The sequence below is a fragment of the Curtobacterium sp. Leaf261 genome (genome assembly GCF_001422205.1).
Classification (GTDB): Bacteria; Actinomycetota; Actinomycetes; order Actinomycetales; family Microbacteriaceae; genus Curtobacterium.
The window spans coordinates 211,319-232,843 of the sequence record NZ_LMMJ01000008.1; the positions used below are offsets into that span (position 1 = coordinate 211,319).

Annotated in this window: 18 protein-coding genes and 1 tRNA gene; 12 read left to right on the forward strand and 7 right to left on the reverse strand. The window is 71.3% G+C overall.

All coding sequences use genetic code 11. From position 1 onward, the window contains the following. Positions 1-46: 46 nt before the first annotated feature. A complete protein-coding gene (gene nhaA, locus ASF23_RS09215) occupies positions 47-1,222 on the reverse strand; it encodes a Na+/H+ antiporter NhaA (protein WP_055952161.1) in 1,176 nt (391 codons plus the stop codon). Between the two features lie 167 nt (positions 1,223-1,389). Between nhaA and ASF23_RS09220 the strand changes: the two genes are divergently transcribed. The 7 genes from ASF23_RS09220 (at position 1,390) to ASF23_RS09250 (ending at position 8,569) form a co-directional block, all read left to right on the forward strand. Continuing rightward, the gene (locus ASF23_RS09220; RefSeq protein WP_055952164.1) at positions 1,390-2,130 is read left to right on the forward strand and encodes a MazG family protein; all 741 of its coding nucleotides are present in this window, start codon (positions 1,390-1,392) and stop codon (positions 2,128-2,130) included. 438 nt (positions 2,131-2,568) lie between these two features. Then, complete coding sequence (locus ASF23_RS09225) at positions 2,569-3,819, forward strand: histidine--tRNA ligase (RefSeq protein ID WP_055952167.1); 1,251 nt, start codon at positions 2,569-2,571, stop codon at positions 3,817-3,819. 111 nt (positions 3,820-3,930) lie between these two features. Continuing rightward, positions 3,931-5,214, forward strand: a complete 1,284-nt coding sequence (gene eno, locus ASF23_RS09230) for a phosphopyruvate hydratase (RefSeq protein ID WP_055952170.1) — start codon at positions 3,931-3,933, stop codon at positions 5,212-5,214. Positions 5,215-5,574: 360 nt separating this feature from the next. Next, on the forward strand, positions 5,575-6,135 hold the full coding sequence (locus ASF23_RS09235; protein ID WP_055952172.1) for an FtsB family cell division protein: 561 nt from the start codon (positions 5,575-5,577) through the stop codon (positions 6,133-6,135). Positions 6,136-6,167: 32 nt separating this feature from the next. Beyond that, a complete protein-coding gene (locus ASF23_RS09240; RefSeq protein ID WP_055952174.1) occupies positions 6,168-6,716 on the forward strand; it encodes a DUF501 domain-containing protein in 549 nt (182 codons plus the stop codon). A 40-nt stretch (positions 6,717-6,756) separates the two neighbouring features. Next, a complete protein-coding gene (locus ASF23_RS09245) occupies positions 6,757-8,355 on the forward strand; it encodes an NAD(P)/FAD-dependent oxidoreductase (protein ID WP_082473983.1) in 1,599 nt (532 codons plus the stop codon). 140 nt (positions 8,356-8,495) lie between these two features. Continuing rightward, positions 8,496-8,569: transfer RNA gene (locus ASF23_RS09250), tRNA-Leu, on the forward strand. 227 nt (positions 8,570-8,796) lie between these two features. Here ASF23_RS09250 and ASF23_RS09255 read toward each other — a convergent pair. Both ASF23_RS09255 and ASF23_RS09260 read right to left on the reverse strand, forming a co-directional pair. Beyond that, positions 8,797-10,512 (reverse strand): class I adenylate-forming enzyme family protein, encoded by a 1,716-nt coding sequence (locus ASF23_RS09255; protein WP_055952180.1) that lies wholly within the window; start codon positions 10,510-10,512, stop codon positions 8,797-8,799. Positions 10,513-10,629: 117 nt separating this feature from the next. Then, on the reverse strand, positions 10,630-12,852 hold the full coding sequence (locus tag ASF23_RS09260; RefSeq protein ID WP_055952182.1) for a hypothetical protein: 2,223 nt from the start codon (positions 12,850-12,852) through the stop codon (positions 10,630-10,632). Positions 12,853-13,307: 455 nt separating this feature from the next. On the opposite strand from ASF23_RS09260, the gene ASF23_RS09265 reads away from it, so the two are divergent. After that, entirely contained in the window at positions 13,308-13,874 is a 567-nt protein-coding gene (locus ASF23_RS09265) for a LemA family protein (RefSeq protein WP_442855027.1), read from the forward strand. A 61-nt stretch (positions 13,875-13,935) separates the two neighbouring features. On the opposite strand, the gene ASF23_RS09270 is transcribed toward ASF23_RS09265, so the two are convergent. Beyond that, entirely contained in the window at positions 13,936-15,261 is a 1,326-nt protein-coding gene (locus ASF23_RS09270; protein ID WP_082473984.1) for a winged helix-turn-helix domain-containing protein, read from the reverse strand. An 81-nt stretch (positions 15,262-15,342) separates the two neighbouring features. Between ASF23_RS09270 and ASF23_RS09275 the strand changes: the two genes are divergently transcribed. Both ASF23_RS09275 and ilvA read left to right on the forward strand, forming a co-directional pair. Continuing rightward, positions 15,343-16,644 carry an AI-2E family transporter gene (locus ASF23_RS09275; protein ID WP_082473985.1) on the forward strand — a complete coding sequence of 434 codons (1,302 nt, stop codon included), beginning with the start codon at positions 15,343-15,345 and terminating at the stop codon, positions 16,642-16,644. After that, positions 16,641-17,957, forward strand: coding sequence for a threonine ammonia-lyase (ilvA, locus tag ASF23_RS09280; RefSeq protein WP_082473986.1), 1,317 nt, complete (start codon positions 16,641-16,643; stop codon positions 17,955-17,957). The genes ASF23_RS09275 and ilvA overlap by 4 nt, the downstream gene beginning before the upstream one ends. Before the next feature lie 153 nt (positions 17,958-18,110). Here the strand turns inward: ilvA and greA are convergent, their stop codons facing one another. Beyond that, positions 18,111-18,599, reverse strand: coding sequence for a transcription elongation factor GreA (greA, locus tag ASF23_RS09285; protein ID WP_055952185.1), 489 nt, complete (start codon positions 18,597-18,599; stop codon positions 18,111-18,113). Between the two features lie 83 nt (positions 18,600-18,682). Beyond that, positions 18,683-19,066, reverse strand: coding sequence for a DUF4307 domain-containing protein (locus tag ASF23_RS09290; protein ID WP_055952187.1), 384 nt, complete (start codon positions 19,064-19,066; stop codon positions 18,683-18,685). Between the two features lie 197 nt (positions 19,067-19,263). On the opposite strand from ASF23_RS09290, the gene mca reads away from it, so the two are divergent. Together mca and ASF23_RS09300 are read left to right on the forward strand one after the other, a co-directional pair. Beyond that, a complete protein-coding gene (gene mca, locus ASF23_RS09295) occupies positions 19,264-20,298 on the forward strand; it encodes a mycothiol conjugate amidase Mca (protein WP_200919333.1) in 1,035 nt (344 codons plus the stop codon). Then, on the forward strand, positions 20,295-20,573 hold the full coding sequence (locus ASF23_RS09300) for a hypothetical protein (protein ID WP_235510844.1): 279 nt from the start codon (positions 20,295-20,297) through the stop codon (positions 20,571-20,573). Before mca ends, ASF23_RS09300 begins: the two co-directional genes overlap by 4 nt. A 187-nt stretch (positions 20,574-20,760) precedes the next feature. Here the strand turns inward: ASF23_RS09300 and ASF23_RS18310 are convergent, their stop codons facing one another. Then, positions 20,761-21,492, reverse strand: coding sequence for a hypothetical protein (locus ASF23_RS18310; RefSeq protein WP_055952190.1), 732 nt, complete (start codon positions 21,490-21,492; stop codon positions 20,761-20,763). Between the last annotated feature and the right edge of the window lie 33 nt (positions 21,493-21,525).

Consider the following 21,525-nt stretch of genomic DNA (forward strand, 5'->3'; position numbering starts at 1 on the left):
GACGGACTGGAGGGACGGTGCCAGGCCGACCCGTCCCTCCCGTCCGCTACGTGGCCGGCTCCGCGACCCTCCGGGCCTTCCGCGCCATGAGCGTGACGACGATGGCGGAGGCGACCATCGCGATGCCGGACCCGACGAGGACGGCGAGCGTCCCCTCGTCGACGATGTCCGCGCTCCGGGCGAACGCGAGCTCGTTCATCAGGAGCGAGACCGTGAACCCGATCCCGCCGAGGACCCCGACCGCCGCCACAGAGCCGAGCCCGAGCGTCGGACGATCCGGCGACCGGCCGAGGCGGGAGGCGATCCCGCCGAAGAGCGTGATGCCGATCACCTTGCCGACGGGGAGTGCGAGCACGATCGCGAAGAACGTCGGGGACAGCTCGCCGATGCCGACGGCGGGGATCGTGACGGCGGCCGCGGCGAACGCGAACAGCGGCAGCACGATCGCGTTCGAGAACGGCTCGATCCGGTCGTAGGCCAGGTGTCCGGGCTTCCGGGGCAGGAGCAGGCCGACGGCGACCCCGGCGATCGTCGCGTGCACGCCCGAGTGGTACACGAGCCACCAGCTGACGATGCCGAGCACGACCAGCAGGACGATCAACAGGGTCTGGTTCCGACCCTCGCGAGCACGGCCGGTGCGGAGGCGACGGGCGACCACCCAGAACACCGCGAGGGCGACGACGGCGCCACCGAGTGCCCAGAAGTCGGTGTCGTGGGCGAACACCACCGCGATGATGACGATCGCGATGAGATCGTCCAGGACGGCGAGCGCAAGGAGGAACACGCGGAGCGTCGATGGGAGCCCCTTGCCGAACATGGCCAGGATGCCGAGTGCGAAGGCGATGTCGGTCGCCGTCGGGATCGGCCAGCCGTGCTCGAAGCCGGAACCCTGCGTGACGAGCAGGTACACACCGGCGGGCACGACGACGCCACCGACGGCGGCGATCGCCGGGATCACGGCGGTCTTGGGGTTCGAGAGTTCGCCGACCACGAGTTCGTGCTTCAGCTCCACGGCGACCAGGAAGAAGAAGACGGCGAGGAGACCGTCGCTGATCCAGTGCGAGATCGACAGGTCGAGGCCCACCGCCCCCCACGGGGTGTGGAACGCGAGCGCGGTCTCGAGTCCGTGCCCGAGAGGGGAGTTGGCCACGACGAGGCCGAGGACGGCGGCGACGAGGAGGGCGACGGCGCTGAACCGCTCCGAGCGGAAGACTGCGGGCATGGTGCTCCGATGTTTCGGGGTCGACGTGGTCTGATGTCGACCAGACTTCCCGACGCGCCGGAATACATCATACGCGATGGGCCCTCGTCCTCGTGCCGGTCTGCGTCGTGGTCCGGCGCGCTCCGGGTCGGCCGAGCGTCGAACGGTCGGCGGTGGGACGATGGAGCATGGCTGACCCGTACACCGACCAGACCGCGGATGATGCGTTGCGCGCACTCGTGACCGTCGTCGACCGGCTGCTCGACCCGGGCGGATGCGTGTGGAACCGGGCGCAGACGCACGCGTCACTCGCGACCTACGCCGTGGAGGAGTCCTACGAGCTCGTCGACGCCATCGACACCGGTGATCCGGAGGACATCCGCGAGGAGCTCGGCGACGTGCTCTACCAGGTCGTCCTGCACGCCGGGATCGCCGCTCGTGCCGGCGAGTTCGACCTCGCCGACGTCGCGGAGCACGTGCGCGAGAAGATGGTGCGGCGGCACCCGCACGTGTTCGGGACCGAGCGGGCGGACACGTTCGAGGACGTCGTCCGGGTCTGGCGGGCGGCGAAGTCCGCCGAGAAGGCCGCGAGGGTCAGCGCGTTCGACGGGGTGCCCCATGCGATGCCCCCGCTCGAGCGCGCGGTGAAGCTCCTCGAACGCGTCGAGGAACGTGGCATCGGCAGCGGCGTGCTCGACGAAGTCGCGGCGACGTCGGTCGACGCGGCCGTCGTGCCCGGGGTCACGGACGGGTCGGACGGGCGCGGCGCGGTGGACCCGGGGTGGGGTGCGGCCGAACTCGCGCGGATCGCGGAGGCCCGGGAGCGGGGGATCGACCCCGTGGCCAGTCTCCGCGGCGCGGTCGCGGCGCTGGAGCAGCAGGCGCGAGCAGCGGAGGCATCGGCGGCGGAGGCGTCGGCGGCGACCTGACTCCGTTCGGTGTCGGCGGCGACCTGACTCCGTTCGGTGTCGACGGTGTGAGCGGCGGCGTGGGGACGTCGGGATCGTCTGATGGCCTCGCAGTGGATCCGCGCGATCCGGCGGATGGGCAACCGGACCGCACGAGACGGAAGGCCCCACGGTCCGGCGCAGGGATGCTGCCGGACCGTGGGGGATCGGGTGCCCGTCTAACCCGAAAAAGACGGGCACCCGCCGAGCAGGGTCCGGCATCCAGGGGAGGTATGCCGAGCGACCACCGCTCGGATCGTGGGACGAACTGCAGCACGCCGTCACCACGATCGGTTCGTTCAGACGGATCAGGCGTCCGATCGAACCGACGTTTGTTGTTGTGCATTCAATGTATCAGTCGATCGCGGGGAGTGCAACCCCGGATCCGGACGCTGGTCCGACGTCTGGGAGGATGGACCCATGGCGACCCTCGTGACGGCTCCCCGCGGCATGCGGGACTTCCTCCCGGCAGAGAAGGCGCGGCGCGAGCACACGCTCGGTGTCATCCGCGGCGTGTACGCCCACCACGGCTTCGACGAGATCGAGACGCCCGTGGTCGAGGACTCGTCGCGCCTGCACGCCGGGCTCGGGGGTGACAACGAGAAGCTCGCGTTCGCCGTGATGCGCCGCGGAATCACGACCGAGGACCTGCACGCGGCGACGGCACCGCTGGAGCTCGCGGACCTCGGCCTCCGCTTCGACCTGACCGTCCCGCTCGCCCGCTTCTACGCCAGTCACCGGGCCGAGCTCCCGACGGTGTTCCGTGCGGTCCAGATCGCCCCGGTCTGGCGCGCCGAGCGACCGCAGAAGGGGCGCTACCGCCAGTTCGTGCAGTGCGACATCGACGTCCTCGGCGAGCCTGGGCGACTCGCCGAGATCGAACTCGTCCAGGCGACGGGTGAGGCGCTCGCGGCACTCGGGGTGCAGGGCACGTTCGTGCGCATCAACGACCGGCGCATCCTGACCGCGCTCCTCGGGACGTGGGGGGTGTCGGACGCGGACGCCCCGCACGCGCTGGTGATCGTCGACAAGCTCGACAAGATCGGTGCCGCCGGAGTCGCCGGCGAGCTCGTCGGGCTGCCGAGCCTCACCGGCCGTGACGCCGCGGGGCTCCAGGACACACTCACCGCCCTCGCGACCGCCGACTGGGACAGCGTCACGGGCGCCGAGTGGCTCGACGCCGCGGCCTTCGCCGACCTGCTGTCGCTCCGCGAGGCACTGCCGGACGTCGACCTGCGCTTCGACCCGACACTCGTCCGGGGCATGGGGTACTACACGGGCACCATCTTCGAGGTCGCGCACCCCGACTACGCGTACAGCCTCGGCGGCGGTGGGCGCTACGACGGCATGATCGGGCGGTTCCTCGGGCAGGACGTGCCGGCGGTCGGCTTCTCGCTCGGGTTCGAGCGACTCGTCGACCTCGTGACGATCCCCGACGCGCAGACCACCGACGCCGTCGCGCTCGTGTTCGACCGCGACGTCGACCCCGCCGTGCTCGCGACGATCAAGCGCGAGGTGATGGTCGATCACGCCCGAGTGCGGCTCGAGCGTCGTACGAAGAACATGAAGAACCTGCTCGCCGGGCTCGTCGCCGGCGGCTACGGGTCGTTCGCGAGCGTGTCGGCCGACACAGCGAGCGCGACGGACCTCGACTTCAAGCCGCTCACCTGAACCGACCGTTCTCCACAGGGGCCGACCCCGGCCAGCGCCAGGCAACCCGCGCTCGCTAGGATCGGTCCCGGATTCGTCCAACCACCACAACCGCTTTGTAAGGAGTACCCAGTGGCATTGATCGACGCCGTAGGAGCCCGTGAAGTCCTCGATTCCCGAGGCAACCCGACCGTCGAGGTCGAGGTGCTCCTCGATGACGGCGTGGTCTCGCGCGCGCTCGTCCCCTCGGGCGCCTCGACCGGCGCGTTCGAGGCGTACGAGCTGCGTGACGGTGACGCCAAGCGCTACGGCGGCAAGGGTGTGCTGAAGGCCGTCGACGCCGTGCTCGACGAGATCGGCCCGGCGCTCGAGGGCTTCGACGCGACCGACCAGCGCCTCGTCGATGCTGCGCTCATCGAGTTGGACGGCACCGAGAACAAGTCCCGCCTCGGCGCGAACGCGATCCTCGGTGCCTCGCTCGCCGTCGCCCGCGCCGCCGCCGACTCGGCCGACCTGCCGCTGTTCCGCTACCTCGGCGGCCCGAACGCGCACACCCTGCCGGTGCCGCTCATCAACGTGGTCAACGGTGGTGCCCACGCGGACACCAACGTCGACATCCAGGAGTTCTTCCTGGTGCCCCACGGCGCCGAGTCCTTCTCCGAGGCCCTCCGCTGGGGTGTCGAGACCTACCACGCGCTCAAGGGCGAGCTGAAGAAGCACGGGCTCGCGACGGGCCTCGGCGACGAGGGCGGATTCGCACCCGAGCTCGCCTCGAACCGCGCCGCGCTCGACTTCCTGCTCGCCGCGATCGAGAAGGCCGGCTTCCGGCCCGGCACCGACATCGCGCTCGGCCTCGACGTCGCCTCGTCGGAGTTCTTCTCCGACGGCAAGTACACGTTCGAGGGCAAGCAGCTCTCGAGCGAGGAGTTCACCGAGTACTTCGTCGGCCTCGCGAACGACTACCCGCTCGTCACCATCGAGGACCCCCTCGACGAGGACGACTGGGCCGGGTGGACCCACCTCACCGCGCAGCTCGGCGACAAGCTGCAGATCGTCGGCGACGACCTCTTCGTCACGAACCCGAAGCGGCTCGCCAAGGGCATCGCCGAGAAGGCCGCGAACTCGATCCTCGTCAAGGTCAACCAGATCGGGACGCTCACCGAGACGCTGGACGCCGTCTCCCTCGCGCAGCGCAACGGCATGACCGCGATCCTCTCGCACCGCTCCGGTGAGACCGAGGACACGACGATCGCCGACCTCGCGGTCTCGGTCGACGGTGGACAGATCAAGACCGGTGCCCCGGCACGGTCGGACCGCGTCGCCAAGTACAACCAGCTCCTCCGCATCGAGGAAGAACTGGGCGATGCAGCCGTGTACGCGGGGCGCTCGGCGTTCCCGCGGAGCGCGCACCTGTAGGGAGCGCAGCACCGGAGCACCGGAGCATCGGAGCACCGGCCCGCACGGCGCGGGCCGGCGCTCCGAACGGCCGCCGTGCCTCCAGTCCGAACCGGATGTCCCTTGGGACGTGCGATTCCTGTCGGACGGGAGGCGCGACGGCCGTTCTGCACGTCCGCGCGGGTCCGCCTCGCCCCGCCTGCCCCGTGTCCTGTCCGCCCTGTGCCCCGCCGGAGCTGCCTGGGCTGCCGGAGCTGCCGGAGCTGCCGAAGCTGCCGGAGCTGCCTGGGCTGCCGGAGCTGCCGGAGCTGCCGCCTGAGTGTGCGCCCAGCCGCCGTGCCGCTGCACCGACTGCACCCGCGGCCGGGTTATCGTCGGACCATGCCCTCGACCAACTCCCGGAGTCCCCGTCCCCGGATCCGTCGTGTGCCCGTCTCGATGCCCACGACCGAGAGCACCCAGACCGGGTGGCTCCGGAACATGCGGTTCTCCGGGTTCAGCGTCGTCATGCTCGGCATCGTCGTGCTCTTCGTGGTCGTGCTCGCCCCGAGTCTCCGCACGCTGATCCAGCAGCAGCACGAGATCGCTGCCAAGCAGGAGCAGGTGGCCGCGGCCAAGGCGGACGTCGCCACGAAGAAGAAGGACGTCGCGCGGTGGGACGACCCGGCGTACATCGAGGCGCAGGCCCGTGACCGTCTGCTCTACGTGTACCCGGGCGAGACCAGCTACCTGGTGATCGGCGCCGACGGCAGGTCCACCGATTCCGGCGCGACCACGACCACGACCACCGACGCGGGGACCCCGGTCAGCACCGAGGTCCAGACACCGAAGGTGGACTGGGTGTCGGCGATGATGTCGTCGGTGCTCAAGTCCGGGCTGTCCGACCAGACCTCGTCCGAGCTCGTGGAGCCCGAGGTCTCGGGGACCGGCACCAGCAAGTAGCCGCCCACCGGGTCCGGTACGCTTGACGTCCCGTGGGCACTCCTCCGTTCGATCCGCCGTCCGAGCGTGACGTCGCCATCGTCTCCGCACAGCTCGGTCGTCCGGCGCGCGACGTCATCGGCATCCCGGCGCGCTGCGTCTGCGGAGCCCCCACGGTCGTCGCCACGAAACCCCGGCTCGGGAACGGGACACCCTTCCCCACGCTCTACTACCTGACGCACCCGGCCGCGACGGCCGCCGTGTCGACGCTCGAAGCGACGCAGGTCATGCCCGAGCTCGCCGCGCTGCTCGAGGACGACACCGTCGCCGAGGCCTACCGGGGCGCGCATGACGCGTACCTGGCGGATCGCGAATCGATTGAGCACGTCGAGGAGATCGCCGGGATCACGGCGGGTGGCATGCCCACTCGCGTCAAGTGCCTGCACGCGCTCGTCGGACACAGCCTCTCCGCCGGTCCCGGGGTCAACCCGATCGGCGACCTCGCCCTCGAGCGCTGCTCGTGGAGCCCGTCCCGCTGCGACTGCCAGGCGTACGACGTCCCTGCAGACGTCGGAGTCGGGGCGGATGGCGGCGAGGAGTAAGTTGATTCCCGGCCAACCCCCACTCAAGGAGATCACCCACGTGCCCAAGATCCTCATCGTCGGCGGCGGTTACGCCGGTTTCTACACCGCCTGGAAGCTCGAGAAGTGGCTCCGTCAGGGCGAGGCAGACGTCACGGTGGTCGACCCCCTGCCGTACATGACCTACCAGCCGTTCCTGCCGGAGGTCGCCGCGGGCTCGATCGAGCCGCGGCACGCGGTCGTGGCACTGCGCCGTCACCTGACGAAGACCAGGGTGATCACCGCGAAGGTCACCAAGGTCGACCACGCGACGAAGACCGCGACGATCACACCGGAGGTCGGTGAGCCGTGGGAGGAGACCTACGACTCCGTGGTCATGACCGCGGGTGCCGTGTCGCGGACCTTCCCGATCCCGGGTGTCGCCGACGAGGCGATCGGCCTCAAGACCATCGAGGAAGCGGCCGCGATCCGCGACAAGCTGCTCACCAACTTCGCCAAGGCGGCGAACCTGCCGGCCGGCCCGGAGCGCGACCGGCTCCTGACCGTCGTCGTCGTGGGCGGTGGCTTCGCCGGCATCGAGATCTTCGCGGAACTCCGCTCGTTCGCGACGGCACTGCTCAAGAACTACCCGCAGATCTCGTTCGACGACACCCACTTCCACCTGGTCGAGGCGATGGGCCGCATCATGCCCGAGGTCTCCCTCGAGACCAGCTACTGGGTCCTCAAGAACCTCGCCCAGCGCGGCGCGGACGTCCACCTCGACACGCAGCTCGCGTCCGCGGTCGGCGGCGTGTGCGAGATGGCACCGAAGGACGGCGAGAAGATCACGGTCGAGTCCGACCTCATCATCTGGACCGCCGGTGTCATGGCGAACCCGATGGTCAAGGGCACCGACTTCCCGCTCGAGGCCCGCGGCCGCATCCGCGTGCAGCCCGACCTCCGCATCGTCGACGACAACGGCGTCATCGAGGGGGCGTGGGCCTGCGGCGACGTCGCAGCCGTGCCGGACCTCACCGGTGGTGGCGTCGGCGGCATGTGCGTCCCGAACGCCCAGCACGCCGTCCGCCAGGGCAAGCAGCTCGCGAAGAACGTCGTCGCGACGCTCCGTGGCGAGAGCCCGCAGGACTACAAGCACGAGAACCTCGGTGCGGTCGCTGGTCTCGGTGTCGGCATCGGCGTGTTCCAGTCCGGCAAGTTCGCGATGAAGGGCTTCCTCGCCTGGGGTGCGCACCGCGGCTACCACGGCCTCGCGATGCCGTCGTGGGAGCGCAAGCTGCGCGTGGTCGGCGACTGGGTCGGCGGCATGTTCCTCGGCCGCGACATCGTCTCGCTCGACGACCGCGAGACCCCGCGTGCCGCCTTCGAGACGTTCGCCTCCCGGCCCAAGCCGCCGCAGCCGGAGGAGGGCTCCCCGCAGGACGCCTCCACCACCGGGCCGGCCTACGGCAACCCCGCCGACAAGTCCGCCGCGGACAAGGAGGCCGACAAGGCCAAGGCCGAGGCTGCCACGCCGAACACCGACGCTGCGCCTGCCAAGAAGGCTCCGGCCCGGAAGCCGGCGGCCAAGAAGACCGCCCCGAAGGCCGATGCGCCGAAGGCCGATGCGCCGGTGGCCGAGCCCGCTGAGGCCCCGGCCACCGAGAGCGTCAAGGCCGAGTAGTCGATCCCGACCGTCCGAGAGGCGGCCGTCCCGTTCCGGGGTGGTCGCCTCTCGGCGTTCCGGCAGCCCTGGTCCGGGCCGGCCTGGAGGCACGGTGCAGATCCGCCCCGCCGGCGCGGTTCAGTAGGCTGGTCGCGTCCGCCCCCGTGGCCCAACTGGCAGAGGCGTGCGACTTAAAATCGCTGAGTTGCGGGTTCGAGTCCCGCCGGGGGTACACGAACGGTCATCGGGTCCGACTCAACATCGCTGAGTTGCGGGTTCGAGTCCCGCCGGGGGTACACGAACGGGTGCCGGTGAGCCGTGTCGCTTTCCCCGGAAAGCGACACGATCGCGCGCGGTTCGCGGGTCGTGTGTCGTTGTGCCCGGAAACCGACAGGACCGCGTGGGCAGCGGGGCGGGGGCGGGGCGTGCCTCCAGTCCGACACGACCGGCGCCGCCCGGCTACGGGGCGATGAGCAGGCCCGACGCGTGGTCGGCGGTCGCCGTCGCCGTTGCGAGGTAGTGCACCTTCTTGCCGGTCGCGTTGTACGGGACCTCGTCGACGAACCGGTAGAGGCGCGGGCGCTTGTACCGCGCGAGTCCGAGGTGTGCCCCCGCGAACCGCTCGAGCTCGGCGGCGGCACCCTCGTCCGTCGCGGGGAGTCCGTCTCCCTTCCGGACGACGTACGCGACGACGACCTGGCCCCAGCGCTCGTCCGGCACCCCGACGACGACCGAGTCGGCCACTCCCGGGTGCTCCTGGAGCACGGCCTCGACCTGCACCGGATGGACGTTCTCACCGCCGGAGATGATCATGTCGTCCTTCCGGCCGACGATGGTCACCCGCTCGTGCTGGTCCCACGTCGCGAGGTCGCCGGGGTAGAACCACCCGCCGGAGAACCGCTCCGCCTCGAGCTCGGCGTTCCGATAGGAGTACCCGGACTTCACGGTACGGACGGCGAACTCGCCGATCTCGGTGCCGTCCTTGGCCACGGTGTCGGTCGGACTCGCGAGACGGTCCTGGTACACCTGCACGACCGCGACGTCGTCGTCGGTCGATGCACGGCCGGTCGACCCGGCGCCGTCCGGGAAGTCCTCCGGGCGGAGGAACGTGTTCCAGAAGGTCTCGGTGGTGCCGTACCCGTTGAAGATCCGCGGCGTGAGCAGGGTCTGGAACCGGAGGGCGGCAGCCCGGTCGAGCGGTGCGCCCATCGTCACGACGCCGTTCAGCGTGCTGAGGTCGCGGGGCCGTCGCTCCTGGGCGTCGGCGAGCTGAACGAGGTTCGTCGGTGCGCCGATCAGGAAGGTCAGCTGCTCGGACTCCACGAGGTCGAGCACGGTGTCGGCATCGAAGTGCCGGAGCGTCGCGAGCTCGGCGCCGACGTAGAACACGGGGTTCGGGCCGCCGGAGTAGAGCCCGCCGCGATGGAACAGCGGCGACATGTTGAGCGTCCGGTCGAACGGCGTCAGCGGGAAGTGCATGATCACGTCGTGGGCGCTCAGGACCTCGACGAGGCTCGGGAGCGGTACGGCCTTCGGCCGGCCGGTGGTACCCGACGTGTAGAGCCGCGTGGTCTCGTCGTAGGTGCTCCGCGGGTGCTCCTCGTCGACCACGTCGAGTTCCGACCGGGTCACCGGGTCGGCCGACAGCAGGTCGTCGAACAGCACGCGATCCTGCGCCGGTGTCCACGTGCTGATGGTGGTCTCGGGGACGACGACGACCGTGCCCGGGACGTGGTCGGCGAGACCGAGCGCCTCAGCGATCTCGACGCTCCGCGCGGCGTCGTGCACGAGCACCACCGGGCGGGCGTCGTCGACGATGTACCCGACCTCCGCCGGTGCGAGCCGGAAGTTCGTCGGCGAGAACACCGCTCCGATGCGATGGCACGCCAGGTAGAGCATCGCGAACTCCGGGCCGTTGGTGAGCTCCGCCATCACCACGGCACCCGGGACGGCACCGTGCCGGACCAGCCAGCCGGCGACGCGGTCGACGGCCGCACCGAGTTCCGCGTACGTCCATGACCGGTCGGTCACCGGATCACGGAGCGCCCGTCGATCGGCGAAGCGGTGGACGTTCCGGGCGAAGCCGTTCGCGTAGGTGTACGTGCCCTCGAAGACGGCCTTGAAGCGGGTCGGGTCGTAGGGCGTGGTCGTGGCAACGGGGGTCTCGGTCGTCATGATCGCTCCAGCGGGTCGGACGTGCGTCGAGGGGGTCCGGCGCACCGAGCGTCACGATAGTCCCGCTCGCGCAGCCCTGAGGACAGCCCAGCGCTGACGTCTCGACCGGCCCCGCACTCAGGTGCGGAGGACCGGCTCGACCACGCGGATCCACGTCCATGTGACGAGACCGACGACCGCACACCCGACGACGGCGACGAGCATCCACAGCGTCGAGACATGGGTGCCGGCCGGCCCCGAGTAGACCGCGACCGCGAGTGCGACACCGATGGACGTGATGCCGGCGTACCGACCCCGCGACGTGGCCCAGAGCGCAGCCCCGGCGGTGCCGCTGACCGGGAGCAGCGTCGTGACGAGCGACCCGAGACCGCCGACGCAGAGCGTGATGGCGAACTCGCGGCCGAGCTCGCCCCAGAACCCGCTCGCCGTCACCGCACTGTGCAGCACCCAGCCGACCGCCGCGAGCACGAGCAGCGCGGAGGTCCGCCACGTCGCGTCCCGACCGCGAGCCGCGATGTCGTGTCGGGCCGGAGGGACCCCGGTGTCCCCCCGTCGGGTCGGCGTGACGAGGACGCCGAGGAGCACGGCGGGGGAGAGGTCGGCGCTCCGTGTCACGACGCACGCGATGACGGCTGCCGCGACCAGGACCGGCGAGACGCGGTACGAGATGCCGTGTCGTCCGGCCCCGGCGCCCCACCGGGTCGCGAGGACGACGCCGATGGCGAGGACCGCGGTGCCGAGTGCCACGGCGATGCTGAGGCGGGCGTACCGGGCCTGTGCCTCGATCCCGGTCCCGAGGAGCATGAGGACGCTCGCGATGCCGATGGACAGCGCGACGGTGGCCCACGCGGGCATGCCCGGATCGTCCCCGGAGGTGCGGTCGGCCGCCGTGCGGTTGCGTCCGGTGAACCGGGCGAGACGCCATGCGATGCGTCCCCTGGTCGAACGGGCGACGAGTTTCAGGGGGACGGCGACGAGGAGCAGGAACGCGATGACCCCGACGAGGACCAGCACGAGCGTCCGCGTGGAGAAGGCGGACCGGACACTCGGGACGGCCGCGTCGTAGGCGGTCGCGACACCCCATCCCGTGCCGGAGGTCGTCGCACCCGAGACACCGGCACCCGGGTCGCCACTGCCGCCCGCACCGCCGGAGCCCGGCGTGCCGGAGCTGCTCGCGCCGTCGCCGGGCGCTGGTGCTCCGGTCGCGCCGTCAGGGCCGGACGACGTGCTCGGTCGTGGGCGACGGGTCGTCGGTGCGCCCGGTGCCGCGGAGCCGGACGACGGAGTCGCGTTCGCCGGCGCGCCCCCGACCGTGAGCCTGACGGTCGCGGCGACCCCGGAGAAGTTGCCCGCCGTGTCGCGGAGCCCGGCGGTCAGGGTCCGGGTGCCGTCCGGGATGCTCTCGCCCGCGGTCGTGCAGGTCCAGGAGCCGCCGACGACGTTCGCCTGGCACACCGGGTTCGAGTCGATGTACACGGTCGCGATGGTGCCGGACTCACCGGTTCCGCTGATCGCGATGGGCTGGGTCCGGACGCGGCTCCCGGTCGACGGACTCGTGATCGTCGGCGCGGACGGTGCGGTGCGGTCGATCGCGACGGACCGTGGTGCCGAGGCCGTGCTGCGGAGGTCCGAACGGTAGTGCAGTGCGGTGCCGGCGGTCTGGGTCGCGGACACCGTGTAGTCGCCCGTCGCGAGCGGTGCTCCGCCCGATCCGAACGACACGATCCACCGCCCGTCGGTACCAACGACCGTGTTCCTCGTCGTGCCGGTGCCCACCGCCGACACCGTCACGGCCGCACCGGGGTACCCCGCCCCGGTGACGCTGCCGGTGGTCGGTCCGCTCGCTGCGATGGTCGGGGGCACGATCACGTCGACCGCTGGGCTGTCCGCCTGGGGGAGTGCGTTGTCATCGGTGTCCGAGACCGTGAAGACCTGCTCGGGGCCGGACCGCACGGCACCGAGGCAGGACCACCGGCCATCGGACGTGATCGGAGCGACGCAGATCGATGCGGAGGGCGTCATGGGGTCGGCGACCCGCACGTGATGGCCGGGTGTCCCGGTGCCGGAGAAGCGGGCGGACGCGCTCGTGATGTCCCCGGCGTCGGCGATCGACGGCGCGACCGTCGGTGCGGGGGACGTGGGCGTCCCGGTCGGCACGGCGACGGGCTCCGACTGCTCGTCGCCGTCGCCCCGGTCCGTTCCCGCGGGTGCCGAGGGTGCGGTGGACGTCGCTGCGGTCGAGGACTCCGGGGCGGCGACGGCGGTCTCGGTGCCGACGACGAGCACCGGTGCCCCGACCCCGACGAGCACCGCACCGACCACCGCGATCGCGCCGAGCACCCCGCGGCGGCTCCGGACACGCTCGACGGTTCGGCTCCGGGCGCGCTCGACGCGGAGGCCACCTCGGGCGGCCCCCCGGCCTGAGCGATCCCACGGAACAGTCACTGCCCCCATTCACGGTCATGCGCGCGCTGACGTCAATCCGCCGCGCGGATGACTCTGCGACCCGGCAAGCACCTCGACGCATCCACCCCGAGCCGAGAGCATCCACCCCGAGCCGGGCGCATCCACCCCGAGCCGAGAAGCTGGTGCACGCCAGAGGGGAATTCGCCGTGAGACCTCGCCTGCGGCGGAGGGCGTCCAGGACCCGGGGATACCATCGATGCGGACACATGCGCCCTCGTGTCCGTCCTGCCGATGTACCCGTGCTCCACCCTGATCACGACCATCTCCGGCCGCACGACTTCGAGGCGTTCCCGACGCCGAAGGAGTACCCGCGAATGCAGACCGGTCTGATCACGACGCTGATCGTCGTCGGGGTGATCGTCATCGTGCTGATCGCGGTCGGGGTCTACCTCTGGGCGACGTACCGCTCGCTCGTGACGCTCAAGGGGAACGTCGACGCCGCGTGGAGCGACATCTCGGCACAGCTCCAGCGCCGCGCCGACCTGATCCCGACGATCGTCGACACCGTGAAGGGTCATGCGTCGCACGAGCAGAAGGTGCTCGACAGCGTGACGAGCGCCCGCGCCGAGACACTCCGGGCGACGGACGCCACCGAGGCCTCAGAGGCCGAGGGGCACATGCAGAAGGCGCTGCGAGGCGTGTTCTCGGTCGCCGAGGGGTACCCGAAGCTGCAGTCGAGCCAGGACTTCCTGCGGCTGCAGTCCGAGCTCGTGGACACCGAGGACCGCATCCAGGTGGCCCGGCGGCACTACAACGGCGGCGTGCGCGAGCTGAACACCAAGATCAAGGTCTTCCCGACGTCGTCGTTCGCCAAGGGTCGCGGCTTCAGCCAGGCGGCGTTCTTCGAGTCCGCCGAACCGTCGGCGATCGCCGAACCGCCGCGCGTCCAGTTCTGACCCACCGGTCGTCTGACCCACCGGTGTTCTGACCCACCGGTCTGGAGGCGCGGTCCAGCGCTCACACGCCGGGCGCGGGCAGCGACGGGGCCGGGTCGGTCTCGTCGACCGCGGGAGGGGCCTCCAGGCCGTGCGGTGACCTGTCGTCGGCATCGACGTGCGGGACCATCGGCACCCCGAGTGCGTCCGCGAGCGCGGCCGCCGCGGTCCCGCGGTCGGTGACCTCGACCCCGTCGAGGCCCTGCCAGACCGACGCGCGGAGGACCGCGGCGCCGAGTCGTCCGGGATCCAGGTGCTCTCCGGGCTCCGCCCACGCCGTCCTGACCCGGAGGACCCCGCGCTGCCGGTCGCTCTTGAGGTCCACGCGCCCCACCACGCGGTCGTCCTGCAGCACCGGGAGCACGTAGTACCCGTGGACCCGCTTGTGCGCCGGCGTGTAGATCTCGATCCGGTAGTGGAAGTCGAACATCCGCTCCGCGCGCGGCCGGAACCACACCACCGGGTCGAACGGGCTGAGGAGAGCATCGGCCTCGATGCGCCGCGGCACCCGGGGCTCCGTGTGCATCCATGCCGGGCGGTCCCAGCCCTCGACGCGCACCGGGACGAGCACACCCGCGTCGGCGAGGTCGGCCACCGCCGCCTTCGTGTCGTCGGTCCGGAGGCGGTGGTAGTCGGCGATGTCCGCGATCGTGCCGACCCCCGACGCGCGGGCCGACCGTTCGACGAGCACGCGCACGGCGTCCTCGCGCGACGGCGGGGCGTCGAGGAGCCCCGCGGGCAGCACCTGTTCCGGCAGTCCGTACACCCGCTCGAACCCCCGGCGCCCGGCGGACACGACGTCGCCCCAGCGGAACAGGTACTCGAGCCCGCGCTTGACGTCGCTCCAGCCCCACCACGGACCCTTCCGGACAGCGGCGTCGGGTCGGACCCACGCCACGTCGACGGCACTCGCGGGCATCGGGCCGTTCGCACGGAGGATCGCGAGCAGCTCCCCGAAGAGGGCGGTGTTCCCCCGGGCGAAGTCATCCGTGTCCGTGTCCCGTCGGCGGCGCGCCTCCATCGCCCAGTGGAAGAGGGGCAGTGACGTCCGGGGGACGAACGCCGCCTCGTGTGCCCAGTACTCCACGTGCGAGGCACCGCGGACCTGGGTGATCCGGTCGAGCGCCGCCTTGTCGTACGCCCCGAGTCGCGCGAACAGCGGCAGGTAGTGACTCCGCTCGAACACGTTCACCGAGTCGATCTGCAGGAGGCCGAGGCGGGCGGTCATCGCGCTGAGCGTCCTGGTCGAGACCGCGTCCGAGCCGGTGTGGTCGGCCGGGCGACCGAACCCCTGGGCACCGAGTGCGACCCGTCGTGCCTCGGCGGCGGAGAGAGTTGCTCTGGGCATGCTGCGACCGTAGCGAACACCGCCGACGGCACGTATACCGGGACGGGCACATTCGCTCGCGGCGCCGAATACACTGGCGCAATGCTCTGGGCCAGGAAGAACCGTTCGGACGTTGCCGCCGACCGTCCGACGAACGCACCGCGCGGACGCGAGCACCCGGATCCCGTCGTCGAGGACTCGATCCCGCTCGGCATGCGCGTTGCCGGCGCGTTCTCGTGGCGCATCCTCGTGATCGTCGGCGTCGTCGCGCTGTTCATCTGGCTGATGACGATCTTCAGCGAGATCCTCATCCCGTTCCTCGTCGGCATCGTCATCTCGGCGCTCCTCGTGCCGATCTCGAACTGGCTCCAGCGGCACCACGTCCCCAAGTGGCTCGCCGTGATCATCAGCCTCCTCGGCGGCATCGCCGCGGTCGCCGGGCTCCTCTGGCTCGTGGTCGACCAGATCATCTCGTCGTACCCGTCACTCCGTGACCGCGCGATCTCGCAGTACGCGAACATCAAGGACCTCGTCCTGAACTCCGGGCTCGGGATCACCCAGAAGGACGTCAGCGGATGGCTGAGCGACGGCCAGAAGTGGCTGTCCGAGAACTCCGGGTCGATCCTGTCCGGCGTCGCGAGCGCCGGGTCGGGTGCGACCCACGCGTTCGAGGCGCTGTTCATCGTCCTGTTCACGACGATCTTCCTGCTCATCGACGGTAAGAACGTCTGGCGCTGGACGGTCCGTCTCTTCCCGAGGAAGGCCCGTGCAGCGGTCGACGGTGCCGGTGTCTCCGGGTGGATCACCCTGACGAGCTTCATCCGCGTGCAGATCTTCGTCGCGTTCGTCGACGCGGTCGGCATCGGTGGCGGCGCCTACATCGTCGGCCTGTTCTTCGGCGGGCTCCCGCTCGTCGTGCCGATCGCGGTGTTCGTGTTCCTCGGTGCGTTCATCCCCGTCGTCGGCGCGATCGTCACGGGCTTCCTCGCGGTGTTCGTCGCCCTCATCTTCAACGGGCCGGTCGCCGCGGTGCTCGTCCTCGGGGTCATCCTCCTCGTCCAGCAGCTCGAGGGGCACATCCTCCAGCCGCTCGTGATGGGCAACGCCGTCAAGGTGCACCCCCTCGCGGTCGTCCTCGGCGTCACGGCGGCCTCCGGGCTCGCGGGCATCGCCGGGGCGTTCTTCGCCGTGCCGCTCATCGCCACGCTGAACGCCATGGTGACCACGATCGCCTCCGGTCGGTGGCGCGGGCTCGACTCCGACCACGTGCTCGAGGCGACGCCCAAACGCGGTCAGCACGGCGAGATCCAGCTGTTCCGCCGTCAGCGCCACCGCATCGGCGACGACGTGCCGGCACCCGGGAGCGACAAGCAGCCCGCGGCGGAGAAGGGCACCGCCGGATGACCGAGGGCACAGCCGTCCCGGCGACACCGGCGGGACACCTCGAGCAGCCCGCGGACACCTACACCGACGAGACACCACCGCCTGCGCCGCTCCCAGCGCCGACCCTGGCCGACGTCGAGGCAGCGCGCCGGGTCGTCGAGGGGGTCGTCCGGGTCACGCCGATGGAGACGTCACAGTTCCTCGCCGAGATCCTCGGCAGCCCCGTGCACCTGAAATGCGAGAACCTCCAGCGAACCGGTGCGTACAAGCTCCGCGGTGCGTACAACCGCCTCGCAGCGCTCAGCGAGGACGAGCGCGCACACGGTGTCGTCGCGGCGAGCGCCGGCAACCACGCGCAGGGCGTCGCACTCGCCGCCCGGGAACTCGGCATCCGCGCGACGATCTTCATGCCGGTCGGCGTCGCACTCCCGAAGCTGCAGGCCACGCGCGGGTACGGTGCCGAGGCGGTCCTGCACGGGAACACCGTCGAGGAGGCCCTCGCCGCCGCCAAGGACCACGCGGCGTCGACCGGAGCGGTCTTCATCCCGCCGTTCGACCACCCCGACATCATCGCCGGGCAGGGCACGCTCGGACTCGAGGTCCTCGAGCAGGTCCCCGACGCGGACACCGTGGTCGTGCCGATCGGCGGCGGCGGACTGATCTCCGGCATGGCGATCGCCCTCCGCGGCATGGCCGAGCGCCGTGGTCGCCCCATCCGGATCATCGGGGTGCAGTCGGCGAACGCTGCCGCGTACCCGGTGTCGCTCGCGGCCGGTGCCCCGACGACGATCGCCACGACCCCGACGATCGCCGACGGCATCGCGGTCGCCCGGCCCGGCGAGATGAACTTCCCGATCATCCGCGACCTGGTCGACGAGGTGGTGACCGTGTCGGACGACGACGTCTCCCGTGCCCTGGTGCTCCTGCTCGAACGCGCCAAACTCGTGGTCGAGGCCGCGGGGGCCGTCGGTGTGGCGGCGATCATGACCGGAGACGTCCACGACACGGGCCGGACGGTCGTCGTGCTGAGCGGTGGCAACATCGACCCGCTCATGATGGAGCGCGTGATCACCCGCGGACTCGTCGCGGCGCAGCGCTACGTGGCGGTCCGCGTGATGCTCCCGGACCGTCCGGGGCAGCTCACCCGGGTCTCGCAGATCATCTCGGACGCGGGCGCGAACGTGGTCGAGGTCCTACACACCCGGCACGGCCTGGGGCTCGACATCAGCGAGGTCGCCCTCGACCTGAGCATCGAGGCCCGCGGCCCTGAGCACGCCGAAGAGGTGCAGGACCGCCTCCGCGAGGCCGGGTACCGACCGCAGCTGCAGGAGTAGCGCGACCGCGCGACCTCGCCACCGCCGGCCTCGTCATCGCACGCCGCCGGACGCGACCATGGACACAGACGGGAGGCACGGTGCCAGCTGGCACCGTGCCTCCCGTCAGAACGCGGCGCAGCCGGTCCGGCTGCTCGCGACCCCGTTGCCCGGTTACGGCTGGTAGCGCTTGACGTCCTGGACCACGACCGTGATCTCCTTGCCATTCGGGGCTTCGTACGTCGTCGACGCCCCGGCCTTCAGGCCCATGATCGCCGCACCGATGGGGCTCGACGGGCTGTAGACCTGCAGGTCGGAGCCCTCGGCCACGATCTCACGGTTGCCGACGAGGAACGTCGAGGCGTCCCCGGCGATGGTCGCCGTGACCACGGTGCCCGGCTCGACGGTGCCGTCGTCCGTGGCCTCGCCGACGGTCGAGGTGCGCAGGAGCTCGGTCAGCTGGCGGATCCGGGCCTCGATCTTGCCCTGCTCGTCCTTGGCGGCGTGGTAGCCGCCGTTCTCCTTGAGGTCGCCCTCTTCGCGCGCCGCCTCGATGCGGGCGACGATCTCGGCACGCCCGGGACCGCTCAGCGTCTCGAGCTCAGCCTGCAGACGGTCGTGCGCCTCCTGCGTCAGCCACGTGGTCTGTGTGTCGTTGCTCATGTGATCTCCTCCGGCCCCCGCAGGTCCAGCCAAAAACGAAGAAGACCGGCCAGCGGCCGGTCTCCTTGGCGAATCACACGAGACTACGGGATCCAGCACTTGTTGATCAAGCCGGTGACCCCGCGGGAGCTCGTCTTCACCTCGGTCTGGATCGTCCTGGTGCGCTGCTCGGAGGTGGGCAGCGTGACGACCTTCCAGCCCACGATGGTGAACGACTTGTCGAGGACCTGGACGGCGCACTTCGCGGTGTTGCCCGGATCGACCGACACCTGCGAGCGCACGACGGTGAGGCGGTCGGACTGGACGTGGTAGCCGACGTCGTCCGAGTCGAGCCCGCGATCCGTCTCGCCGGGACCGGCCCAGATCACCCAGACCGTGAACACCACGGCGATGAAGACCGCGACGGCGACCGCGATGACGATGTTCCGTCGGCTGCGGCCGGGGGTCCGGCCGTAGCGGGCGTCCATCGCTGCGGCCGAGGCGGATGCGCCGTGGTCGGGCTGGGCTCCATCGGGGGAGCGCGGGGGCAGTGAAGCGGACAGTTCGGGGACTCCTGGTCGATTACGCTGGGGCAAGCGTAGTTCACCGAGTCCGTGCCGCAGCCGTGCGGGGACCCCGGGTGCAGCCGCGCTCATGCCGAACCGACCAGGAACCAGGAGACGTCGTGACCCTGCGGCTCATCGCGGTCCACGCGCACCCGGACGACGAGTCCAGCAAGGGCGCTGCCACCTACGCCAAGTACATCGCCGCCGGCGCGGAGGTGCTCGTCGTCTCGTGCACGGGCGGTGAGGCCGGCGACATCCTGAACGAGCAGCTGTCGACGACGGCGCGGTACCGGGCCGGTCGCGACATGGCGGGGTACCGGCGCACCGAGATGGCCGCCGCACAGGAGGCCATGGGCATCGAGCACGTCTGGCTCGGCTACCACGACTCCGGGCTGCCGGACGCGGAGCAGGGCGAGACCGTGCGCCCGGGTACCTTCGCGACGGTGCCGATCGAGACGAGCGCCGAGAACCTCGTCCGGGTCGTCCGTCGGTTCCGCCCGGACGTCATGGTCACCTACGACGAGAACGGCGGGTACCCGCACCCGGACCACATCCGGACGCACGAGATCTCGATGGCCGCCTGGCGTGACGCCGGGGACCCGACGAAGTACCCCGAGGCGGGGGAGCCGTGGGTGATGAGCAAGCTGTACTACGAGCGCACGATGAACCCCGCGCGCTTCCGTGCCGTGTTCGCCGCACTCACCGAGCGGGACCCCGAGGCGCCGTTCCTCGAGCAGTTCGGCGAGTTCCTCAAGCGGTTCGAGGACCGTCCGGACCTCGCCACGACGCACGTGCACGTCGCCGACCACTTCGACGCGCGCGACCGGGCGCTCCGTGCGCACGCCAGTCAGGTGCCGGGGGACAGCCCGTTCTTCTTCTGGCCGAACGACCTCATCGCCGAGGTGTGGCCGACCGAGGACTTCCAGCTCGTGGCCAGCCGTGTCGACGCGATGCTCCCCGAGACGGACCTGTTCGCGGGGGTCCACGAGGACTCCGAGCCGTCGCAGACCGAAGTCGCGTTCGCGCCGCTCGAGGCACCGGCCGCCGCTGAGCGGACGGAAGTCACTGAGCGGACGGAAGCCACTGAGCGGGCGGTCGACGACGACCACCCGGGTGTCAGCGGATCGTCCGCAGAAGAGGAGACGCACCAGTGACCCTGTCCGTGCTCATGGCCCTGTCCGTGCTGGGCGGGGCGGTCGTGCTCGCCGCGACCTCGCCGTCGACGCCCGCCTCGACCGTCCCGGACGTCGACGTCACGCCCGGGGTCGTCGGGTTCATCGCGATCGCGGCGGTCGCCGTCATCACGATCCTGCTCATCCTCGACATGACACGGCGGATCCGTCGGACCCGGTACCGGGCCGAGATCCGCGCGCGACTCGAGGCCGAGGAGCGCGGCGAGCTGCCCGAGGACGACCGCGACGGCGTCTGACCGGCTGACGGTCTGACCCCGCCGTCCGACCGGACCCGGCCGACCGACGCTGCACCGGGGGCGCCGAACACGTCCGTCCGTCGGGAACACGCGGATCGCGGTGTTCCCGACGGACGACGGTGTTCGGGACGCCCGCCGATCAGGACGACGGTGTTCAGAACACCGGTCGATCGGGACGCCGGTCCGGTCAGGAGCCGGTCGTGGCGGACGGTGCGTCCGACGGGGCAGCGGGCGGGGTGGGCGCCGAGCCGTCGTTCGCCGAGCCGTCCTTCGGCGCGGCGGGCGGCGTGGGGGCCGACCCGTCCGCCGGGGCCGCCGGCGGGGTGGGAGCGGAGCCGTCCGCGGCGGGACCGTCCTTCGGGGGTGTCGGTGCGCCGGCGGCACCCGGCGCACACTGGCCGGGTCCTGCCGCGGGACCGCCGGCGGCGCCGGCTCCCGCCTTCGGCGCACCCGAGGGAGCGCCGCTCGGTGCACCCGAGGGAGCGCCGGTCGGTGCACCCGAGGGCGCGCCGCTCGGACGGGCGGACGCGGAACTCCCGGCGCCGACGGGCGTCCCGCCGTCGTTCCCGGCGGCGACCGCCGCGGTCACGCCGAAGCCGCCGGCGATCAGGACCGCCGCAGCCGCCGCACCGATCCCGACCCGCCGTCGGAGTCGCGCTCGTCCCGCACCGGGACCGGCCGGGGACGCCGCCGATGCCGGCACCGTGCCTCCCGTCCGGTCCGACGTGGTGCGGTCCGCGTCCTGGAGGCTCGCGAAGACCGGGAACTCGGTCGTCACGTCGTCCGCACGCGAGCCCATGGGGGTCAGCTCGCGGGTCCGGGCGTCGGAGGCGTCGAGCGAGGGCAGCTCGCGGGTCGCGTCGTCGTGCTGCTCGTCGTCGCGGTGGGCGTCCGGCCGGTTGTCGTCGTGGTTCGTCATGGTGGTGTCTCCGTTCCGCCCGGCTCGCTACCG

What these genes read in the sequence shown, in the direction of transcription:
- nhaA (WP_055952161.1), bottom strand. Translation starts at nt 1,222, where the DNA reads ATGCCCGCAGTCTTCCGCTCGGAGCGGTTCAGCGCCGTCGCCCTCCTC.
- ASF23_RS09220 (WP_055952164.1), top strand. Translation starts at nt 1,390, where the DNA reads ATGGCTGACCCGTACACCGACCAGACCGCGGATGATGCGTTGCGCGCA.
- ASF23_RS09225 (WP_055952167.1), top strand. Translation starts at nt 2,569, where the DNA reads ATGGCGACCCTCGTGACGGCTCCCCGCGGCATGCGGGACTTCCTCCCG.
- ASF23_RS09235 (WP_055952172.1), top strand. Translation starts at nt 5,575, where the DNA reads ATGCCCTCGACCAACTCCCGGAGTCCCCGTCCCCGGATCCGTCGTGTG.
- ASF23_RS09255 (WP_055952180.1), bottom strand. Translation starts at nt 10,512, where the DNA reads ATGACGACCGAGACCCCCGTTGCCACGACCACGCCCTACGACCCGACC.
- ASF23_RS09270 (WP_082473984.1), bottom strand. Translation starts at nt 15,261, where the DNA reads ATGCCCAGAGCAACTCTCTCCGCCGCCGAGGCACGACGGGTCGCACTC.
- ASF23_RS09275 (WP_082473985.1), top strand. Translation starts at nt 15,343, where the DNA reads ATGCTCTGGGCCAGGAAGAACCGTTCGGACGTTGCCGCCGACCGTCCG.
- ilvA (WP_082473986.1), top strand. Translation starts at nt 16,641, where the DNA reads ATGACCGAGGGCACAGCCGTCCCGGCGACACCGGCGGGACACCTCGAG.
- greA (WP_055952185.1), bottom strand. Translation starts at nt 18,599, where the DNA reads ATGAGCAACGACACACAGACCACGTGGCTGACGCAGGAGGCGCACGAC.
- ASF23_RS09290 (WP_055952187.1), bottom strand. Translation starts at nt 19,066, where the DNA reads ATGGACGCCCGCTACGGCCGGACCCCCGGCCGCAGCCGACGGAACATC.
- ASF23_RS18310 (WP_055952190.1), bottom strand. Translation starts at nt 21,492, where the DNA reads ATGACGAACCACGACGACAACCGGCCGGACGCCCACCGCGACGACGAG.